Genomic DNA, 19448 nt, shown 5'->3' on the forward strand with positions numbered 1-19448 from the left:
GGCCGTAAAGCAAGGCTGTCGCTACTGCGACTCCGCCAGTCGCGCTCGCCGCGTCCGCAGGAAGGTCCGCTCGGTGTCGTTGGTGGCCAGGGCGATCGCCTCGTCGTACGCAGTGACGGCCTCCTCGGCCCGGCCGAGGCGGCTGAGCAGGTCCGCCCGGGTCGCCGGCAGCAGGTGATAACCGGGCAGGTCCAGCTCGTCGATCGCGGCCAACGCCAGTGCGGGTCCGTGCACCTCGGCCACCGCGACCGCGCGGTTGAGCGCGACGATCGGCGTCGGGGTGTGCGCGAGCAGCTGGTCATAGAGCGCCAGCACCTGCGTCCAGTCGGTGGCCGGCCCGTCCGTGTGTACGGCGTTGATCGCGGCCTGCAGCTGATATGGCCCCGGCTGATCGCGGCGCAGGCAGCGGCGCACCAGCTCGTGCCCCTCGGCGATCAGCCGCCGGTCCCACAACGAGCGGTCCTGCTCCGGCAGTACCAGCAACTCGCCGGACGGCCCGACGCGCGCCGGCCGCCGGGCCTCGGTGAGCAGGAGCAGCGCCAGCAGGCCGAGCACCTCGGGTTCGTCCGGCATCAGCTCGGCCAGCGCCCGGGCCAGCCGTACGGCCTCCAGGCACAGGTCCGTACGCAGCAACTCCCCCGAGGTCGAGGCGTAACCTTCGTTGAAGACCAGGTAGACGACCGTGAGCACGGAGGCCAGCCGGTCCGGCAGGTCGGCGTCCGCCGGCACTCGGTAGGCAATGCCGGCGTCGCGGATTTTTTTCTTCGCGCGGGTGATCCGCTGGAAGACGGTCGCCTCCGGCACCAGGTAGGCGCGGGCGATCTCGGCCACCTCCAGACCACCGATCAGCCGCAACGTGAGGGCCGTCCGCGCGACCGGCGACAGCGCCGGATGGCAGCAGGTGAAGATGAGGCGGAGCTGGTCGTCCCGCACCGGTCCCACCTCCACGGGCTCGTCGGGTTGGTGCAACAACATCGCCTGTACGTGCCGGGACTCGCGGGTGGACTCGCGGCGCAGGCGGTCGATCGCGCGGTTGCGCGCGGTGGTCACGATCCACGCACCCGGGTTGGGTGGCAGCTCGGTCCACCGCTGGACGGCGACCGCGAACGCGTCCTGCACGGCCTCCTCGGCAAGCCCGATGTCGCCGAGCAGGCGGGTCAGCGTCGCCACGCACCGGCCGTACTCGGCGCGGTAGACGCCGTCGAAATCGAGCGCCATCTAGTCCTCGGAGCCGTCGTGAAACGGACGCACCTCGACCGGTTGTCGGCAGGCCAGCGCACATTTGCTGGCCCACGACAGTGCCTCGTCGAGGTCCTCGCACCGGACCACCCACAACCCGCCGAGCTGCTCCTTGGTCTCGGCGAACGGGCCATCGGTCATCGTGGTCGTGCCGTTGCCCGGTCGTACGACAGTGGTCGCGTGCGAGGGCAGCAGGCCGCCGACGAACACCCACGAGCCGGCGGCCTTCATGTCGTCGGTGACCTTGCCGGTCCTGGCCATCTGCTCGCGCAGCTCGTCCCCGGTCTCCGGCGGCGCGCTCTCGTCGTACTGGACGGCGATCAGATATTGCTTCACGGCGGTCTCCTTCAGGCGTGCGGAACGGGTCGATAGATGAGTTCCTGGGTGTGGCCGTCGAGCGTACGGGCCCGCAGCAGCTCGAGGTCGAAGTCGGCGCCGCCGTGGAAAACCGGGTCCGCTCCGGTCTGGCCGGTGATCACCGGGAACAGCGTCACCTGCACACGGTCGACCAGGCCGGCGGCCATCAGCACGCGGTTGACCGACAGGCTGCCGTGCGAGCGCAGTGGCACGTCCGACTCCTCCTTGAGCCTCGCGACGATGTCGACAATGTCACCACTCACGACGGTCGCGTCCGGCCAGTCAAGCGGCTCGCGCAGTGTGCTCGAGATGACGGTCGCGGGCATCTCTCTCATGAGCGTGACCCACGCGTCGAGCGCCTCGGACGGTGGACTGCCGGCGGCCAGCATCTGGGCGTGCGCGCGGTAGGTGTTGGCACCAAAGACCATCCGCTGCTTCCGCGCGTACAGCTGGCGGCGGTGTTCCAGCAGCTCAGGGCCCTGTTTCCCCCAGTAGCCACCCCAGTCGCCAGTGTGCGCGCCGAAGCCGTCCAGGCTGGTGAACACGTCGAAGGTGTAGGTCGCGGTCATGATGTCTCCTCATAGGTACGGCGGCGCAATTGCGTGGTCATGACGACAATCTCCTGGCACTAGGGCAGCCGGCGGGCGATGGCCGGGATCACGATCGCCGCGGCGACCAGGTGCGTCACCATCAACAGCACCTTCGTGACCACGGCGGCGTCCACGAGCAGATCCGGCACCAACGACAGGGCGGTGAGCACCACCGTCGTACGGACGAACGCCGCGCGCGGATGGCGGACCGTACGCCGGAGGACCACGGCGAGCACCAGGCCGACCGCGGAGAAAATGGCGGTCAGCATGGCAAACCCGGGCGCCGGGATCGGCGCGCCGCCGACGGCGAGGCTGATTCCGGCGAACTCGCCGGCCGCGGCGATCAGCGCGGTCGCCCCGGCGGCTGCCGCCGCGGCCAGCAGACCGGTGGTGACCAGGGGTTTCGCGGCAGTGATGGCGATGGTGGACATGTGCGCCTCCAGGTGGCGGACGGCCGGCCCGGTGCCGGCCTCTCACCCTGACTACGAACGCGCGTCGCGCCATTCGACATCGCCGGGAAAAAGTCCGCGGCCGGGTCGAAACGGCATGCCCGTTGCCGGACAAGAACGGGTATGGGGACGAGCAAGCCCGACAGCCAGGACACGGACAGTCGCCTCGACGACATCTTCCGCACCACGCATGGACGGCTGGTGCGTACGACCGCGGCCTTCACCGGCAGCCTCGCCGAGGCTCAGGACGTGGTGGCCGAGGCATTCGTCAGGGTCGTCTCACGGCCGGAGAAGCTGCTGGCCACCGACCGTCCGGACGCCTGGCTGCACACTGTCTGCCGGCGGATCGCCATCACGCGGTGGCGGCGAGCGCAACGCCAGGCCGGCATCGCCGAGCGGATCGCCGACCGCGAGCCGGTGGAGGACCGTACGGCCTCCGACCGGGTGGCCGTCATCGCCGCGATCCGGCAGCTGTCCTCGATTCACGCCGAGGTGCTCGCTCTGCATTATTTCGCCGACCAGCCGGTCAGGGAGATCGCCGCCAGCACCGGAGTCTCGGAGAACACCGTCAAGTCCCGCCTGCTGCGAGCGCGTGACGCGCTTGGCAAGGTGCTCGCCTGCTGAGTGCGTACGAAACCGGACACGTCCGCAATCGGCAACTCCCTAGCCAGCGCGGACGCCGCCTTTTTGAATGAACTGCAGCTCGACGTGTTGGTGACCACCTGAGAGGCAGTCCGCATGCCCGACCGCCGCGACCTCTTCCGTATGGCCGGCCTCGGTGCCGCCGCCACCGTGCTTCCCGAGGCGTTGGCCGGCACGGCGTCGCCGGCCACGGCGGCGCCGGCTGCCGCGGACCTGCCGTTGATCGGTGGGCCGGAGTTTCCGATCGGCATTTTCTGGCCGCCGCCTCCGTACGAGACGACCGCCAGCCGGTACGCCGAGATCGCCGCCGCCGGTTTTACCTTCGTGGTGAGCGGAAACTACGCCGACGACGGCTACATCATCGGCCGCCTGCTGTCGCTCGCCGACCAGGCCGGGCTGAAGGTGCTGGTGTCCGACGACACGCAGGTCCGCAACATGACCCGCTGGTTCACCATTTCCGACGACCACAGCGTACCGATGTCGATCACCACCGCGGACGCGAGAGAGCTTTTCAAGCGTGCCTTGGACGCATACGGTCCACACCCGTCGCTGGCCGGCTTCAACCTCTTCGACGAGCCCTGGACCGGCATCTTTCCCAGCCTCGGCAAGGCGTTCGACATCGCGCGCTCGATGGCGCCGCAGCTGCTGCCGTACGCGAACCTGCTGCCTGGCAACGGTCCGTCCTATGACGCGTACGTCAACGGCTACATCGCCGCGCTCAAGCCGCCGCTGCTGTCATTCGACCGCTATCCGCTGTTGACCTCAGGTGAGGATCCCGGATATTTCCAGAACTGGGCGCAGATCCGTGCGGCCGGCCTGGCGCACGGGCTGCCGACCTGGACCTACATCCAGACGCTCGCGTACAACGGACACCGCGTGCCGACGGCTGCCGAGCTGCTGTGGCAGGTCAACGTGAGCCTCGCGTACGGCGCGAAAGGGATCCAGTATTTCACTTACTGGACACCGGATCCGGCTCGCGGCGAGGGTTTCGAGCCGGCGTTGATCACCGTCGACGGTCATCGGACCGACCGATACGCGGCGGCGAAGAAGATCAACCTTGACTGGCTGCAACCGGTCGGCCGGCAGCTCAAGCCGCTGGTTTCCGAGTCCGTCCAGCACGCCAACGAGCCGGCGCTGCCGGTCGGCACGACCGGTTTCACCCCCGACGAGCACGTCGCCGGTGTCACCGGCAGCGCCGTTGTTTTGGGACGGTTCACCGAATCCGGCAGCTCGCGGCGTCACCTGCTGGTCGCCAACCGGTCGTCCGCGAACGCGGCCGCCGCGGTCGTGACCCTCGGCTCCGCGGTCACCGGCACGCAGGTCTTCAACCCGCGGCAGAACCGTTGGCAGGCGGCGCCGGCACACGAGCTGGCGGTCGCGTTGCAACCCGGCGAAGCCCAGCTTCTCCGACTGCTGCATTAGGGTCAATCGCCAAATTTTCACCAAGTTTTGGTACGACAACTGGCCATGATCAATTCGCGAACCCGCCGGAATGCCGGCCGATTTACGGTTTTCTTAAGGTTATCGGGAAAATCTGGTCCGTTACCGGCCAATCGCTGGATCGTCGCGGCGGGGTGTGCCAGCATGCCGCTGCGTCGACGGCGGCGCCCGACGGATCGGGGTCAGCATGGCATTTCCGAAGGCAGCAACACGTTCGTCGTTATTCTCCCGAGCGCCCGGAACCGGCCGGTTCCGTTATCGGCATCCCGTTGTCGTTCTGGCGACGGTCGGGCTGACCGTCCTGGCCGGGGCGATGCCAGCGAACGCGGCACGAAATCCGGATCCGTTGCGTGGGGTGGCGAAAATCCAGGCGGCACAGCACGCCCGCGCCACCGGGATCCACCCGTTGCAGCGTGGTGAGGGCGAAGGCGACGCGCTCGAGGTAGCCGACCAGGCCGAGCAGTTCGCGGGTGAACGCAGCGCTCCGGCCGACTCGGTGCCGGCGGCCGCCCTGGTCGCGGCACGCGCACAGGCCGCCGGCCTGCCCCGCGCACAGGGCCGGGCGACCGAGCTCACCGGCCAGCCGCTCGACGCGGAACCAGCCGGCTACACCGATCCGACCTGGTCCAACGACGGCGCCGGCTTCCGCGACGTCGCCGGTCGTACGACCGCGTTGGCGGTCGACGGCAACACCTACTACCAGGGCGCGGCCGATGGCGGCGTGTGGAAGTCCACCGACCGCGGCCGGACCTGGCGCTCGATCTGGGACGGCCAGAGCACACTGTCGATCGGCGCTCTGCTGGTCGCTCCGGACCACTCGCTGTGGGTCGGCACCGGCGAGGCGAACACCAACAGCGACTCCTACCTGGGCACCGGCGTCTACCGATCCACCGACGGCGGGCGCAGCTTCCGCCGCGTCGGCGGCGACGAACTGCTCGACCGCCAGACCTTCCGGCTGGTCGCCGATGGTCAGGGAAACGTGTACGCGGCCACCAACCAGGGCCTCTACCGGCATTCCGCGACGACGAGCGCGGGAGCCTGGACCCTGGTCCTCAAACCCGACCCGAATCCGACCGGTTCGCCATACCACACCTCGATCATCACCGATGTCGTCGTCCGCCCCGGCACCCACGGTCAGACCGTGCTCGCGGTCCTGGGTTGGCGGCTGGGCACGGCGTACAACGGTTTCTACCTGTCCACGACCGGCGGCGGCGCCGGGTCGTACCGGTTGATCAACCCGAGCGGCGCCATCGACACCACCGACATCGGGCGTACGACCCTCGCGTACGCCGCCGACGGCTCGCGGTTGTACGCGATCATCCAGTCGCCGAAGCGACTGGCGGCCAACGGCGCCACCAACCTGCAAGGGGTTTTCGTCTCCACGACCGGCGATCCGACCGGGCCGTACCAGAAGATCGCCGACTCCGACTCGCTCGGCGCTTCCGGCTCGGCGCTGCAGAACCTGGACGGCTATCACGTCGGCATCCAGTCCTGGTACAACGAAGCACTTGCCGTCGACCCGACAAACCCGCTGCACGTCTACGTGAGCCTGGAAGAGGTGTTCCAGAGCAACGACGGCGGCGCGACTTTCCAGACGGCGAGCCAATACTGGAACTACAACCTGAAATGTGGCGACGCGGCCTGCCCACCGGCCACGCACCCGGACCAGCACGCGTTGGCGCTCACCAACGACGGCCAGGTCCTGATCGGCAACGACGGCGGCGTCTATCGGCGGCCGATGACCGACACCGGATACGGCGACTGGACCGATCTCAACGACACCGTCCGTACGCTGCAGTATTACGACGCCGCGGCCGGGCAGAGCGGCCGCGGTTTCGCATACTGGGGCGGCCTGCAGGACAACGGCACCTCGGCGCTTTTCCCGGGCCAGCGCAAGAACATCGAGCCGGCCGGCGGAGATGGCGGCATGGTGCTGGTGAATCCGCGCGACGGCCAGCAGGCGGTCGGCGAATACACCAACCTGGCCATGTATCGCACCAGCGACGGCGGCCACACGTTCACCACGATCAGCCCGGAATGTGGTTACTACGCCGACAAAACCGCCTGTGACCCGTCGGCCCGGTTCATCGCGCCGTTCCAGGCGGACATCCACGACGCCAACCACTGGGTCGCGGCCGGCAACAAGGTCTGGGACTCCACCCGCGGCTGGGACACCACCTGCGCGACGACCTGTGACTGGACGCCGGTGCACGGCTTCGGTCTGGACGCGGCCGGCGGATACAACGTCGGCACCGCGTTGGCGGTCAGTGGCGTCGTCACGTACGCGGCCTGGGTGGACAGTGGCGCGAACCCGTCGCCGTCCTTCGCCAGCGGAATCGACACCAACTACGGCGGCAGCTGGCACCGGATCGCCTCTCCGGTGCTGCCCAACCGGTTCGTCGCCGGACTCACCGTCGATCCGGCCAATCCCGCGCACGTTTATGCCGTCTACAACGGCTATTCGCGACGCTGGATCCCGGGCGGTGGGCTGGGTACGGTCTTCGAGTCCACCGACGGCGGGTCGAGCTGGCGCAACGTCAGCGGCAACCTGCCGGACGCGCCGGGCGACGGTCTTGCCGTCATCGGTGGAAAACTCGTCCTCGGCACCGACATCGGCCTGTTCGTCGCCGACCAGCGCCATCCGGCCGCGTGGTCGCGGCTCGGCGCACTCCCGAACGTGGTCGTCACCAACGTGCGGACCGTCCCGGGGCGCGCCGCCGTCGTGGTCGCCACCCACGGCCGCGGCATCTGGCAGGTAACCCTCTCCTGATGCACTGTGCGCGGTGTGCCGCGAGAGAATTCGGTGGCACACCGCGCATTCAGTCAGCGCGTACTGCTACGGCCGACCCATCGCGACCAACGCGACGACACAGAGCAGGAGAAACGCGACTACGACCGCCGCGGTCGACATCGGCGTCGTGTCACCGAAAGCGCCAGGCAGCGGCGCGGCGACCGCACCGAGGACGAACTGCGCGCCGCCGAGCAGTCCGGACGCCGCGCCGGGAGATTCCTTGCCGATGGCCAGAATGATCGTCGTCGACGCCGGCAGCACGACGCCGAACCCAGAGGTCAGGCCGAAAAAACACAGCCAGGTGGTGACCAGCGTGCTGATGCCGGCCACCAGCAGGACGACGAGCGTGAGCATCGAAACCAACGCCACCGCCAGTCCGGCGGTCAGCAGGACGGGCAGCCGTACCCGTCCGGCCAGCCGCCCGAACACGATGCTGGCGACGACCGTGCCGACGGCGTTCACCGCGAACACGAAACCATAGCTGGTCGGCGACAGCCCGTACGCCTGCTGGAAGACGAACGGCGAGCCGGTGATGTAGGCGAACAGGCCGGCCAGGGCGCAGCCCATGACGAGTAGGCAGCCCACCAGTTCGCGACGCCGCAGCAGGCGACCCATCGCCGGAAACGCCGTGCGCAGGCCGCGGCTTCTGCGTTGGACCGGCAGGGTTTCCGGGACATGCGTGTAAACCGCCGCCATCAACGCCATCCCGGCGGCGGCCAGGACCGCGAACACCATTCGCCACGAGCCGACGCCGAGAATGAGGCCGCCGGCCACCGGCGCGATCACCGGCGCGGTCATCGCGATCGCGCCGAGCGTGGACAGCTGTCGTGCCGCGCTGACGCCGGTGGCCCGGTCGGTGATCACCGCCCGCCCGATGACCAGACCGGCGCCGCCGGCCATCCCCTGCAGCAGCCGGGCGAGGTCGAACGCCTCGATGGTCGGCGCGAGGACACATGCCAGCGACAGCAACGAAAACAATGTGGTGCCGGCCAGCAGGAGCCGTCGCCGGCCGAGCGTGTCGCTGACCGGCCCGAGCACGACCTGGCCGACCGCCGTGCCGACCAGACAGGCCGTCAACGACAGCTGGACCGCCGCCGGCGTCGTCCCAAATGACGCGACGATCTGCGGCAGGCCGGGCGCGTACATGTCGGTGGCGAACGGCGACACGGCCGACAGGCCACCGAGGACGACGAGCAGCGGTCCCGCTTTTTCCGCCACGGCGGGGCGCGTACGGACTGACATCGGTCTCCATCCAGGTTTTCGCGTCACAACCGGCGTGCGCGGCCGACGACCGCGGCGAGGCGACGAATCTCGGCCGCCATCCCCGACCAGCTCAGCACGGGCTCGGGATTCCACTCCCCGACCTGGTGTGCGCGTACGGCCGGCAGCGTCGTCCACATCGGATTGGCCGCCAACTGCACGGCGCGCTGGCTGTATGGCCGCCGGTCCAGAAGCAGCAGGTCGGCCCGGCAGCGATCGGCGTTCTCCCAGGACAGCGAGGTGGAATATCGGGCGCCGGCCGGTTCCAGGGTGGCCACCGGCAAACCTGACTCTCCGGCCAGTGCGACGATCGGATAGGCCGGGCTGGCGACATCCATGGTGTGCGGCCGTGCCGCGACAAACGCCGTACGCGCTGTGGCCGGATTTCTCACGCTCGCCGTGAAATCCGTCAGTGCCGCATGGAATCCCGGGCGCTGCGCGTCGGCGCTGGCTTGCGCGGAACGACCTCCCAGTGACGCCGCGAGATCGGCGACCCTGGCAAGTGTCCGCGACGCCGGATGCGCGTGCATTTCCAGATTGACCACCGGAAGCACGGCGCTGACCGCACCGAGGTCATAGTCGGTGAGCAGCGCCGCGCCGCGCATCCGGCCGACGATCACCAGGTCGATCCCCGCGGCGAGCACCTTCTCGACTTTCAGTTCTCCCCAGCTGTCACCAAAACTCGGCGTGACCGTGCGATCGAGGTTTCCGGAGGTGCTGCGATCGCCTGCCGTCACGGCGTACGTGCCGGCGCACCGAACGCCGTAGTCCCACAGGGCTGCGGCGAGATTCAGGTAACACAGGACTTTTCGTGGCCGGTCAGGCGACACGACGGTTTTACCGAGGTCGTCGACGAAACGCCAGCGATACATCGGCGCGGTCGTGACCGTACGGGCGCCGCAACCGGCGACGAGCAGGCCACCCGCCGCGGCCGTGAACAGTTGGCGACGGCTGGTCATGTCAGCCGACCCCACGTCGCAGCAGCCAACCGCCCAGCGCTCCGGTGACCAGTGCCAGGACCCCACAGCAGACCATCGCGTTGAGCAGCCCGGCTGTCGGCGAAAAATGGCCTGTGGCGGCGAAAATCACCCCGCACAGCGCGATGCCGAGGGCGAGGCCGAGCTGGCGAGCGCCGTTGGCGGCGGCGCCCGCGGTCGCCCCGAAAGCCGGTGGCACGGCGGCGATCGCCACCGCGGGGAACACCGGCGAGACGATGCCGGCGCCGATCCCGGTAAGTACGAAGGCCGGCAGCAGCGCGAGCCAGCTCGGCAGCGCGAGAATCAGCGCCGCCGACAGGCAGCCGACACCGATCAACACCGTGGCACCGCCCAGCACGCGTGCTGGAGACCGGCCATGAAAACGCGCGCTGAACAACGCCGACACGACCACGAAAACGACAACCTGCGAGGCCAGCGCAAGCGACGTGCCGGCCGAGCTGAGGCCCGTACTGTCCTGCAACCACAACGACAACACCGGCAGCGCGCCGAACGCCGCGAAATAATAACCGAAAGCCACCAACAGGACGCCGACAAACCCGCGTGTGCCGAACAAAGCCGGCGGCAGCACCGGCGCGAGCGTACGCCGCTGGATCACGACGAACAGCCCGGCCGCGACGACGCTGACGACCCAGCCGGTCACGGTCGTCGCGGCGGTCCAGCCGGCCTCGCCACCGCTGATGATCGCGTACGTCAACGCCGTCGTGGCGATCGACAAGGTCACCATGCCGGCCACGTCGACCTTGTGGCCGGTCGGCGGGCTCTCCGCGAACGACCGCGCCGCCAGCACGATCGCGACCGCGCAGATGGGCAGCGAAAGCAGGAAAATCCATCGCCAGCCCAGAAACTGGGCGATGACGCCGCCGCTGAGCGTACCGATCGCACTGGCCACGCCGGCCACCGTCCCCCAGACGGCGAAGGCCGTGGCGCGATCCTTTCCCCGGTAGGTCAACGCCACCAGCGGCAGGATCGTGGCGAACATCGCGGCCGCGCAGATCCCCTGCACGGCGCGAGCGGCGATCAGCATGCCGGTGGACACCGACAGCCCGCAGGCCAATGTCGCGAGGCTGAAACCCACCAGCCCGGCCACATACACCCGCTTACGGCCGAGCGCGTCGCTCAGCGAGCCCAAGCCCAGCAGTGTCCCCGCCAGCAACACCGTGAAGACGTCGACGATCCATTGCAGCGCCCCGAAACCGGCGTGCAACTCGAGCGCCATGCGGGGCAGCGCGACGGTGACGATCGTGGCGTACACCAGCAACAGGAAGGTGCCGACGCATGCGGCGACCAGCGGCCACCACACCCGCTCCGGCGTGCCGGTCACGGCCGGCGGCGAGGTCAGCTGAGGCATGCCCTCACTGTGCTGTAATGACCTTGTGCAGGAGAACCATTACTACCGCGATGCGCTCTGTCTTGTGACCGACCTCATCAACGAACCGCCGCGCGACCCGGCCGACCTCGCCCGCCGATGGAACAGCCGTGACCTCGGCCACCGCGTGACCGCCGAGCAAGCCGACCCGCACGACGTCCAGGACATCCTGCGGACCTGGCGCGACATCGTCGACGCGGACACCGAAGCCGACCGCGTACGCCTGCTCAACGCCCTGCTCGCACAGGCCGCGGCGTATCCGCGGATCACCAACCACGACGGTTCCGGATGGCATCTGCACTATCGCGACGACAACGCCTCGCTGGCCGCCACCATCCGCGCGGTCACCGCCGTCGCCGCCGCCCGGCACCTCAGCGAAAACGGCATGCACCGGCTCGGCCGTTGCACACTCGCCGAATGCCGCCGCGCGTTCGTCGACCTCAGCCGCGGCGGACGGCAGCATTACTGCACCAGAGTGTGCGCCAACCGTGACGCCGTACGCCGGCACCGCGCCCGTAAGAGCCTGTTGATGAACGGTGGTGGGTGAGAGTCGAGATCCAAACATCGCTCTGCCGGTGCCGGACGGAGCCCCAAATAGCAGCGCTATGGTGGGGTTTCGTGCGGTGCCGGCAGGCGGCGTTTGGGCTCGGCTATCGCGTGCCACCGTTTACCAACAGGCTCCAAAGGCGAGATCACCGCTGACGCTGGCCCGGATCTCCGGTCTTCGCGACGGAGCCGAGCACCTGGCGGATGGCTTTGAGCGCGGGGTGTTCGCTGGCACCGCGGCGGGTGGCGACGGAGATCCGCCGGGTGGGTTGGCCGGGGAGCGGGTCGAGTCGGATGGCCGGGTCGTCATGGACCGACAGCAGAGCGGGCAGGAACGCCACCGCGTGGCCGGTACGAACCAGGTGGGTGTGGAGCAGCAGATCGGACGTTTCGTAGCGGACGTCTGGTTCGAAACCGGCATTGCGGCAGACGGTGATGGCCCAGGCCCTGGCGAGCGAGCCGGCCGGTTCCATGATCCACGGCCGGTCGGCCAACTCCTCCAGTCCCGAGTACGGATGGTCGCCGGGTTGCGCGAGTTGGATGGGGTCTGCCATCAGGTGGTGGTATTGGATGTCGGGTCGCCGGCGTTGCGGGAGTGCCGGATATTCCTCCAGCAGTACGAGGTCGAACTCGCCGGCGACCAGTGCGGGCAGCGCGGTTTCCGGTTCCCGGTCGCTGACCAGGACCCGGAGCTCGGGAAACGACGCGCCGAGCGCGTCGAGGGCCGGCGGGAGCAGAGCGTGCGCGGCCGTCTGGAAGACGGCGATTCGTACGGTCCCGGCGATCGCGCTGTGCGCGGAGTCGAGGTCGGCGCGCGCTCCCTCCAGGATCGCCAGGATCGCCTCGGTGTGCTCGACCAACCGCTCGGCGGGACGGGTGAGCCGGACCCGCCGCCCGACCGGTTCCAGCAGGGCCACCCCGGCCTCGGCTTCCAGCACCTTGAGTTGTTGGGAGACCGCCGAAGGCGAGTACGAGTGCGCCTCCGCGACCGCGGCGAGGGTGCCGCGGAGGTGGAGCTCGCGGAGCAGCCACAGCCGGTGCAGGTCCAACACCCGAGTCTCCGATCGGCCAGTTTTTCTTATCAGTATTCCTCAGAAACATGCGCTGGACTCACGTATCCACGGGCATTGATCCTTGTTGGGTGCTGATGACCGAATGTGGCTCCTGGTACCACCAGCCGGACGCGCGGTTGTGGCGATGCGCGCCCCCGCCGGAAACGGCGTTCCAGTACCACCGTGGATTACCCGCCTATCGACCGACGGCGTTGGTGGAATGTCCAACGCTGGCAACCGAACTGGGCGTCGGCCGGGTCTTCGTCAAGGACGAGTCGTCGCGGCTGGGACTGGGTTCGTTCAAGGTGCTGGGAGCGTCCTGGGCCGTCGCGCGACTGCTCGCTGCGCGTACGGTCGCCAACGCCTCGCTCACCGTCGACGTGCTGCGGCAGGCCGCCGCTGAGGACCCGTTCGAGCTGGTGACCGCGACCGAGGGCAATCACGGTCGCGCGCTGGCCTACGTCGGCCGCCTCCTCGGCCTGCCGGTACGCGTTTTCGCGCCGGATCGGGTCCCAGCCGCGGCCGTCGCGGCGATCGCGGCGACTGGCGCTGAGGTGAGTACGGTCGCCGAACCGTACGACCGCGTGGTCGACCGCGCCGCGGACTACGCGGCTTTTCGTGGCCGGGAGCTGGTGCAGGACACGGCGTGGCCCGGGTACGAGCGCGTACCGGGGTGGATCGTGGCGGGCTACCAGACCCTGCTCGGCGAGATCGACGGTCAACTGCGGGTGCACGGCGAGCCCGGGCCGGATCTGGTGGCGGCGCCGGTCGGGGTCGGGTCACTCGCGCAGGCCGTGGTGACGCACTATCGCGCCGCGCAGCCGCCAGGGCCGGCCGTGCTGGCGGTGGAGCCGACCACCGCCGCGGGACTGATGGCGAGCCTGCGGCGCGGCACGCCGCAGTCGGTGCCAACCACGCACACCACGATGACCGGGCTGAACTGCGGTCGGCTGTCCAGCGCGGCGTGGCCGGTGCTCGCCGCCGGGTTGGACGCGGCGACCGCGGTGGACGACCAGGCCGCGCAGGCTGCCGTCGAGGACCTGGCCTCCCTCGGCATCAGCTCGGGCCCGAGCGGAGCCGCATCGCTGGCCGGCGTACGCGCCGCACTCAGCGGCACCGGACACGAGCGACGTCGCGAGGAGCTCGGCCTCACCTCCGCGTCGACCGTCGTACTGCTGAACACCGAAGGGGCAACAAACCGATGAAAGGGATGTCATGACGCGTACGAGGTGGGCGATGTTGCCCGCGGCCGCGATGGTCGCCAGCCTGCTGGCGGCCCCAGCCGCGGCGGCCGCCGGCCGGCCGGGTGGACAGTCCATCGGCGATCCATATTTTCCGCACGACGGGAACACCGGTTACCAGGTCGACCACTACGCGCTCGATCTGTCCTACCAGCCCGGTGCCGACAAACTGAGTGGCACGGCGACGATCTCGGCGACGACGACGCAGGACCTCAGCAGTTTTTCGTTCGATTTCGCGCTCACCACCTCAGCCGTACGGGTCGATGGCCAACCGGCGGATTTCGCCAGTAAAAACGACAAGCTGCTCATCACACCGAGGAAAGCGGTGCCGGCAGGCCGGCCGATGACGGTCGCGGTGACGTATTCCGGCGTTCCGTCCAAGGTGCGGATGTACGGCGAACAGGCCTGGTTCGCCAGTCCTGACGGCGCCGCATCGGTCGCTCAACCGCATTACGCCGCGTTTTGGTTTCCCTGCAACGATCATCCCTCCGACAAGGCGACCTGGTCCGCCGCGGTTTCCGTACCGGCCGGCACCACCGCGATCACCAGCGGCAAGCTGGACGGAACGCGGAAGGTCGGCGACCGGGTCGTCTGGAGGTGGAGCACCGACATTCCGTTGGCCACCTACAACTCCTTTATGGCCATTGGAAAGTTCAATTTCAGGAACACCACGGCCCCGGATGGACGGCCGTTTATCCGCGCGTACAGCCAACGCCTCCCGAAGACGGAAATGCAGAACGCGATCTCCGGCATCGAACGTACGCCGGAGGTGCTCGCCTGGGAGTCCAGCCTCTTCGGACCGTATCCGTTCGACGTCGAGGGTGGCGTCGCCGTCAACGCCGGCAAGGTGCAGGACGCCGAGGAGTTCCAGACGAAGCCGGTTTACAGCAACGTATTCACCCACGACAACGACCTGGGCGATGTCGTACACGAGAACGCCCACCAATGGTTCGGCGACGCGGTTTCCCCCAGGACCTGGCGCGACATCTGGCTCAACGAAGGCTTCGCCCGCTACAGCGAATGGCTGTGGGACGAGCACGAAGGCGAAAAGCCGGCGAGCCAGGCCGCTGACGAGGACTACCGGAAATACGCCAGCGGCGACGGGTTCTGGCGGACAGCTCCCGGTGACCCGGGTGCCAGCCATCTGCTGGACGACCCGGTCTACGAGCGCGGCGCGATGACCCTGCAGGCCCTGCGTTCGACCGTGGGCGACGACGCGTTCTTCCGCATCCTCAGACACCGGATCAGCGACAACCGGTATGGCAACGAGTCGACGAGCGAGTTCATCGCGCGCGCCGAGAAAATCTCCGGCAGGTCGCTGAAACCACTGTTCGAAACCTGGCTTTACGCCAAGAAACGCCCGGCCAGTCCACCCAGCAATGGGACTGCAGCTGGATGAGTGGGTGGCCCCTGGCGGTGCCACGGGGTCAGAGCCCTGAGCTACTGACCCGGTTGCGTCTCAATCGTCACAGTGACGGTGATCCATCATGGCGTAGGCTCCGCATTGCAACGTGAGAAACGGGACGGTGGACGAATGACCGACGAACGCGTCGAGGAGTCGAAGGCCGAAGAGGGCCGCTACGACGGACGCTACGGCGCTGCCGAGCCGGCCGGCGATCCGGACAACGACAATGTGCACGTTCCGGGGATGCTGGAGAATTTCCAGACCGTGTTCGGCCGCCATCGCGCGCAGGGTCAGAGCGACGCGGACGGCTCTTGAGGCAAAGTGCCGGTGTCAGGATCTGAGGCCATGTGAGCGGCTAGCGAATGCCATCAGGCCCGCGACGACGTACGTGTAGGCCAGCAGTAGACGAGCCCAGATCCTCGCTCCGAGGGCACCGGTCGTGATTCGAGCAAGAGGTTCACGCTGTCAGCAAAACCGGTTCGGGTCGCCGCGACACCCCGGCATGCTGGGTCTATGGATCTTGGATTTAGCGATGAGGTCGTCGACCTCTATCACAGATACCGGCGCGGTTATCCGGCTCCGGTGATCGCCACAATCGCAAAAGCGTTCGGTCTGGCCGCCGACGACGTCGTCATCGACATCGGCTGCGGAACAGGTCAATTGACGCTGCCACTCGCCCGGCGCGTACGAGCGGCCGTCGGTGTCGATCCCGAACCCGACATGCTTGCCCGCGCACGCCAGACGGCGCACGAGCAGGGCGTCACCAACATCAGCTGGATGCTTGCCGCCGACGCGGACCTGCCCGCGTTTGGCACGCTGGTAGGCAAGCACCGGCTTGCCGCGGCAACCATCGGCCAGGCATTGCACTGGATGACTCCCGAGACGCTGTTTCACGATGTGGCGCCACTGCTGCGACCCGGCGGCGGCGTCGCGGTGGTCACCAACGGCACACCTCTGTGGCTGCAGCAAACCAGCTGGTCCAAAGCGTTGCGACACGTTCTCGAACAGTGGCTGGAAGAACCTGCCACCGATCCATGCGGCACCGACGAGGCCAGCCAGCACCGCTACGCCAACGCCCTCGCCGCCGCGGGAATGCACGTCAACCGGGCCACTGTCAACTACACCGATGAGCTTAACCTCGACCAGGTCATCGGCGGCGTGCTGTCGGCCTTCTCCGCCGAACAACTACCAAGAGCAGATCAGCGCGACACGTTCGCCCAACGAGTACGCGACGCCCTGGCCCCACACCAGCGGTTCTCCGAGCACGTCCAAGTGACCGTCCTGACGGGTATCGTCGGCAACCCTTAGGACCTCACGGATGGAGAGAAACCTGAGCCTCAGTACGTTGTGTAGTAGAGCAATTCGCCCGACTCACCGGCCGCTGCCCCCTCGCTGGGGATGAACAACGTCACCAGAAGCGCGCGGCGTCCGCCCGGTGCGGTCAACACCGTGAGGGTCGGGTTGGCGAACGCTGTGCTGCCGCCGTCGGTGTGGATCGTCGTACGGTCCGCGTTGCCGGTCTGGTAGTCGTAGACGAAGGTTCGCCACGATCCGAAGGCGCCCTTGGTGTATTGCCCTTCGATCAGACCGAAACTGTAGCCGGAAAACATCGCCTGGTCACGGTCACCGATATTTCCGCCGACACCCCAGTAAAGCAGCGCGTTGTCGACGTTCGGCTGGGCCGCCGTCGACCACGACGAGAAATTGCTGAGCCGGCCACGCTGCTGACGATCGCGGTCGCAGTTGGACCAGTAATGACCACCGATGTCGACTGTGGAATGGTCGATGTCCGGCGACAACGTCACCGAATAGATGTTCGGGGTGCCTTCGGCACATGAGGAAAGCGTACGCGCCGCGTCGTAGGATCGGGACACCTTGCCGGCAAGCAGGTCGTCGCGGCTGGCGAAATAGCGGAACGCGAGATGGTTGTCGCCACCGCCGGGTTTTTCCTGTTCCCAGGCGAGGACGAATCCTTCGTTGGGCGCTTGGGCGATCGTCGGCTGCGAAGCCGGGCCGGTGCTGCTGCCAGCCAGTTCCCGCACCCAATGCCAGTTGAGCAGGTCGCTCGACGTTGCCAGATTCACGCGAAAATGGCCGTCCGCGGCCATGAAATGGGAGACCGCGAGATAGCCACCGGTGCGGTCCTGGATGACTTTGACGGTGTCCATCGTGTGTCCGGCGTCGTCATGTACGCCGTAGCGGTGAGCCGTCGACGCACTCACATTTTCCACCAGTCCCCGCAGTTGTGCGCGAGCCGGATCGGACGGCGCGCCCGCCGGCGCCGGCAGCAACGCGGCAACCAGCGCCATTCCCGCGACAAGTTTCAGCATCGACGCCTCCAGTCGACGCGCACGCTATCACCGGATTTGTCAACGTCGTGCGGCCAATTCCGGCCACGACCGTCGATACGTCGTCCGACGTAGCCAGAAATACCGCCGGGAGCGGACGCTCCGTCGCGTCCGCCTCCGGACAGTTGACCCATGAGACGACTCACCGGAACGACGATTCTGACCCTGTTGGCTGCCTTTCTCGCCGGGCTCCCCAGCCCCGCCGCGGCCAGTTCTGACGACCGAGTGCGCACCGACGACGGCTTGCTCCAGGGCAGCGTGACCGCGAAGAACCGGCACTTCCAGGCAATCCCGTACGCCGCTGCACCGACCGGCGCGCTGCGCTGGCGCTCACCCCGGCCGCCGGTGCCCTGGCCGGGCGTACGCGATGCCACCAAGGCCGGCCAGCCATGCGCGCAAATCGGTGCCGAGGGACCGAACCAGCCACTGCATTTCATCGGCAGCGAAGACTGCCTGTTCCTGAACGTGACCACGCCGCGCACCACCAGGAAATCGCTGCCAGTGCTGGTGTTCCTGCATGGCGGCGGCCTCGTCAACGGGAGCGGGTCCGCCTACAACAGCGACCGGATCGCGCAGCGGGACACCATCGTCGTGACTCTGAACTATCGCCTTGGCGCCCTGGGATTCCTGCGTCACCCGGCGCTGTCCGACCCGTACGCGGGCAACTTCGGCACCGCCGACCAGGCCGCGGCCCTGCGCTGGGTGCGCCACAACATCGCCGCTTTTGGCGGCAACGCACACAACGTGACGGTATCAGGCGAGTCTGCCGGCGCCTTCAGCGTCTGTGCGCTGCTCGCCGCACCACCGGCACATGGTCTTTTCGACAAGGCCATCGTCGCCAGCGGGCCATGCGCAAACCCGTTCACCGATCGTCGTACGGCCGATCGGCACGGCCGGGTCTTTGCCGACGAGGTGGGCTGCGCTGATCAGACCTCGGCCTGTTTGCGCCGTGTGCCGGCAAAAGAGCTGATGCGTCAGTCGGACATCGACCAGGTCTATGGTCAGCTGCACCGGCGTACCGCCGACGTGCCCTGGACTCCGGTCACCGGCACCGCGTTTCTGCCTCTCCAACCGCTGCAGGCCCTGCGGCTCGGCGCCTCAGCCAACGTGCCGATCATGCACGGCGGCACCAAGGACGAGATGCGGGGCCATGTGGCCACCGTGTACGACAGCCAGAGCGGGCCGGTGACGGCCGCCGGCTATCCCGCCGCGGTCAGGGCGGTCTTCGGTTCTGACGCCGACCGGGTGCTCGCGGCCTACCCGGCCGGGAAATACCCGTCACCGAGCCTTGCATTGGCGACGTTGCTCACCGACTACGGCAAGTATGTCGGCGCCTGCAGCCAGTTGCCGGCGATCGATGCGATGCGATCACCGGTTTTCGCCTATGAGTACGCGCAATCCTCGGGTGAGCACGTCGGCGACTTTCCCCTCGGTGCCTACCACGGCGCCGACATCGGATATCTGTTCGACGGCAACTTCCCCGGCACGCAACCGCCGAACTGGACTCCCGAAGAGCGGGCGTTCGCCGGCCGGCTGACCGGCTATTGGACCGAATTCGCCCGGACCGGTCGGCCGTGGCCGGCCTACCAGAAAGGCAGCGCGACCGTACTGTCGATCGCGATGGCGCACACCGGGCCGGTGAACATCGCCCAGACCCACAACTGCGGATTCTGGCGCACTATTTCCTAGGGCCTAGCCGCGATCTGGACCCGGCATTCGGGACC

General features: G+C 68.1%; 18 protein-coding genes. 9 read left to right on the forward strand and 9 right to left on the reverse strand.

Going from position 1 to position 19448, the window contains the following annotated elements:
* Positions 1 to 21 precede the first annotated feature (21 nt).
* From GNX95_RS27530 to GNX95_RS27545, 4 genes are read right to left on the reverse strand one after another with little or no spacing between them, the layout of a single operon-like run.
* Positions 22 to 1218 carry an RNA polymerase sigma factor gene (locus GNX95_RS27530; protein WP_163510543.1) on the reverse strand — a complete coding sequence of 399 codons (1197 nt, stop codon included), beginning with the start codon at positions 1216 to 1218 and terminating at the stop codon, positions 22 to 24.
* On the reverse strand, positions 1219 to 1575 hold the full coding sequence (locus GNX95_RS27535; protein ID WP_163510544.1) for a YciI family protein: 357 nt from the start codon (positions 1573 to 1575) through the stop codon (positions 1219 to 1221). It lies immediately after the preceding gene.
* Between the two features lie 11 nt (positions 1576 to 1586).
* On the reverse strand, positions 1587 to 2165 hold the full coding sequence (locus tag GNX95_RS27540) for a dihydrofolate reductase family protein (protein ID WP_163510545.1): 579 nt from the start codon (positions 2163 to 2165) through the stop codon (positions 1587 to 1589).
* Positions 2166 to 2224: 59 nt separating this feature from the next.
* Complete coding sequence (locus tag GNX95_RS27545; protein WP_163510546.1) at positions 2225 to 2617, reverse strand: DUF6069 family protein; 393 nt, start codon at positions 2615 to 2617, stop codon at positions 2225 to 2227.
* Between the two features lie 141 nt (positions 2618 to 2758).
* Here GNX95_RS27545 and GNX95_RS27550 point away from each other — a divergent pair, with 141 nt between their 5' ends.
* The 3 genes from GNX95_RS27550 (at position 2759) to GNX95_RS27560 (ending at position 7487) form a co-directional block, all read left to right on the forward strand.
* A complete protein-coding gene (locus GNX95_RS27550; RefSeq protein ID WP_163510547.1) occupies positions 2759 to 3259 on the forward strand; it encodes an RNA polymerase sigma factor in 501 nt (166 codons plus the stop codon).
* Between the two features lie 114 nt (positions 3260 to 3373).
* On the forward strand, positions 3374 to 4699 hold the full coding sequence (locus GNX95_RS27555) for a hypothetical protein (protein WP_222853993.1): 1326 nt from the start codon (positions 3374 to 3376) through the stop codon (positions 4697 to 4699).
* Positions 4700 to 5030: 331 nt separating this feature from the next.
* A complete protein-coding gene (locus GNX95_RS27560; RefSeq protein WP_163510548.1) occupies positions 5031 to 7487 on the forward strand; it encodes a beta propeller repeat protein in 2457 nt (818 codons plus the stop codon).
* 66 nt (positions 7488 to 7553) lie between these two features.
* Here GNX95_RS27560 and GNX95_RS27565 read toward each other — a convergent pair whose 3' ends face one another.
* Genes GNX95_RS27565 through GNX95_RS27575 form a run of 3 tightly spaced genes read right to left on the reverse strand, consistent with a single transcriptional unit; the run spans position 7554 to position 11114 of the window.
* Positions 7554 to 8750, reverse strand: a complete 1197-nt coding sequence (locus GNX95_RS27565; RefSeq protein ID WP_163510549.1) for a multidrug effflux MFS transporter — start codon at positions 8748 to 8750, stop codon at positions 7554 to 7556.
* A gap of 23 nt (positions 8751 to 8773) precedes the next feature.
* The gene (locus GNX95_RS27570; RefSeq protein ID WP_163510550.1) at positions 8774 to 9727 is read right to left on the reverse strand and encodes a substrate-binding domain-containing protein; all 954 of its coding nucleotides are present in this window, start codon (positions 9725 to 9727) and stop codon (positions 8774 to 8776) included.
* Between the two features lies 1 nt (position 9728).
* A complete protein-coding gene (locus GNX95_RS27575) occupies positions 9729 to 11114 on the reverse strand; it encodes an MFS transporter (protein WP_163510551.1) in 1386 nt (461 codons plus the stop codon).
* A gap of 64 nt (positions 11115 to 11178) precedes the next feature.
* Between GNX95_RS27575 and GNX95_RS27580 the strand changes: the two genes are divergently transcribed.
* On the forward strand, positions 11179 to 11679 hold the full coding sequence (locus GNX95_RS27580) for a CGNR zinc finger domain-containing protein (protein WP_246281781.1): 501 nt from the start codon (positions 11179 to 11181) through the stop codon (positions 11677 to 11679).
* Between the two features lie 145 nt (positions 11680 to 11824).
* Here the strand turns inward: GNX95_RS27580 and GNX95_RS27585 are convergent, their stop codons facing one another.
* Entirely contained in the window at positions 11825 to 12730 is a 906-nt protein-coding gene (locus GNX95_RS27585; protein WP_163510553.1) for a LysR family transcriptional regulator, read from the reverse strand.
* Positions 12731 to 12825: 95 nt separating this feature from the next.
* On the opposite strand from GNX95_RS27585, the gene GNX95_RS27590 reads away from it, so the two are divergent.
* The 4 genes from GNX95_RS27590 to GNX95_RS27605 all read left to right on the forward strand — a co-directional run bounded on the left by GNX95_RS27590 (position 12826) and on the right by GNX95_RS27605 (position 16684).
* Positions 12826 to 13935, forward strand: coding sequence for a diaminopropionate ammonia-lyase (locus GNX95_RS27590; RefSeq protein ID WP_163511970.1), 1110 nt, complete (start codon positions 12826 to 12828; stop codon positions 13933 to 13935).
* Between the two features lie 31 nt (positions 13936 to 13966).
* Complete coding sequence (locus GNX95_RS27595; RefSeq protein WP_163510554.1) at positions 13967 to 15370, forward strand: M1 family metallopeptidase; 1404 nt, start codon at positions 13967 to 13969, stop codon at positions 15368 to 15370.
* 135 nt (positions 15371 to 15505) lie between these two features.
* A complete protein-coding gene (locus tag GNX95_RS27600) occupies positions 15506 to 15691 on the forward strand; it encodes a hypothetical protein (RefSeq protein ID WP_163510555.1) in 186 nt (61 codons plus the stop codon).
* 198 nt (positions 15692 to 15889) lie between these two features.
* On the forward strand, positions 15890 to 16684 hold the full coding sequence (locus GNX95_RS27605; RefSeq protein ID WP_163510556.1) for a class I SAM-dependent methyltransferase: 795 nt from the start codon (positions 15890 to 15892) through the stop codon (positions 16682 to 16684).
* A 29-nt stretch (positions 16685 to 16713) separates the two neighbouring features.
* On the opposite strand, the gene GNX95_RS27610 is transcribed toward GNX95_RS27605, so the two are convergent.
* Positions 16714 to 17706 (reverse strand): hypothetical protein, encoded by a 993-nt coding sequence (locus tag GNX95_RS27610; protein ID WP_222853995.1) that lies wholly within the window; start codon positions 17704 to 17706, stop codon positions 16714 to 16716.
* Between the two features lie 150 nt (positions 17707 to 17856).
* On the opposite strand from GNX95_RS27610, the gene GNX95_RS27615 reads away from it, so the two are divergent.
* The gene (locus GNX95_RS27615) at positions 17857 to 19413 is read left to right on the forward strand and encodes a carboxylesterase/lipase family protein (protein WP_163510557.1); all 1557 of its coding nucleotides are present in this window, start codon (positions 17857 to 17859) and stop codon (positions 19411 to 19413) included.
* Positions 19414 to 19448 lie beyond the last annotated feature (35 nt).

The sequence above is a fragment of the Fodinicola acaciae genome (genome assembly GCF_010993745.1).
Lineage (GTDB): Bacteria > Actinomycetota > Actinomycetes > Mycobacteriales > HKI-0501 > Fodinicola > Fodinicola acaciae.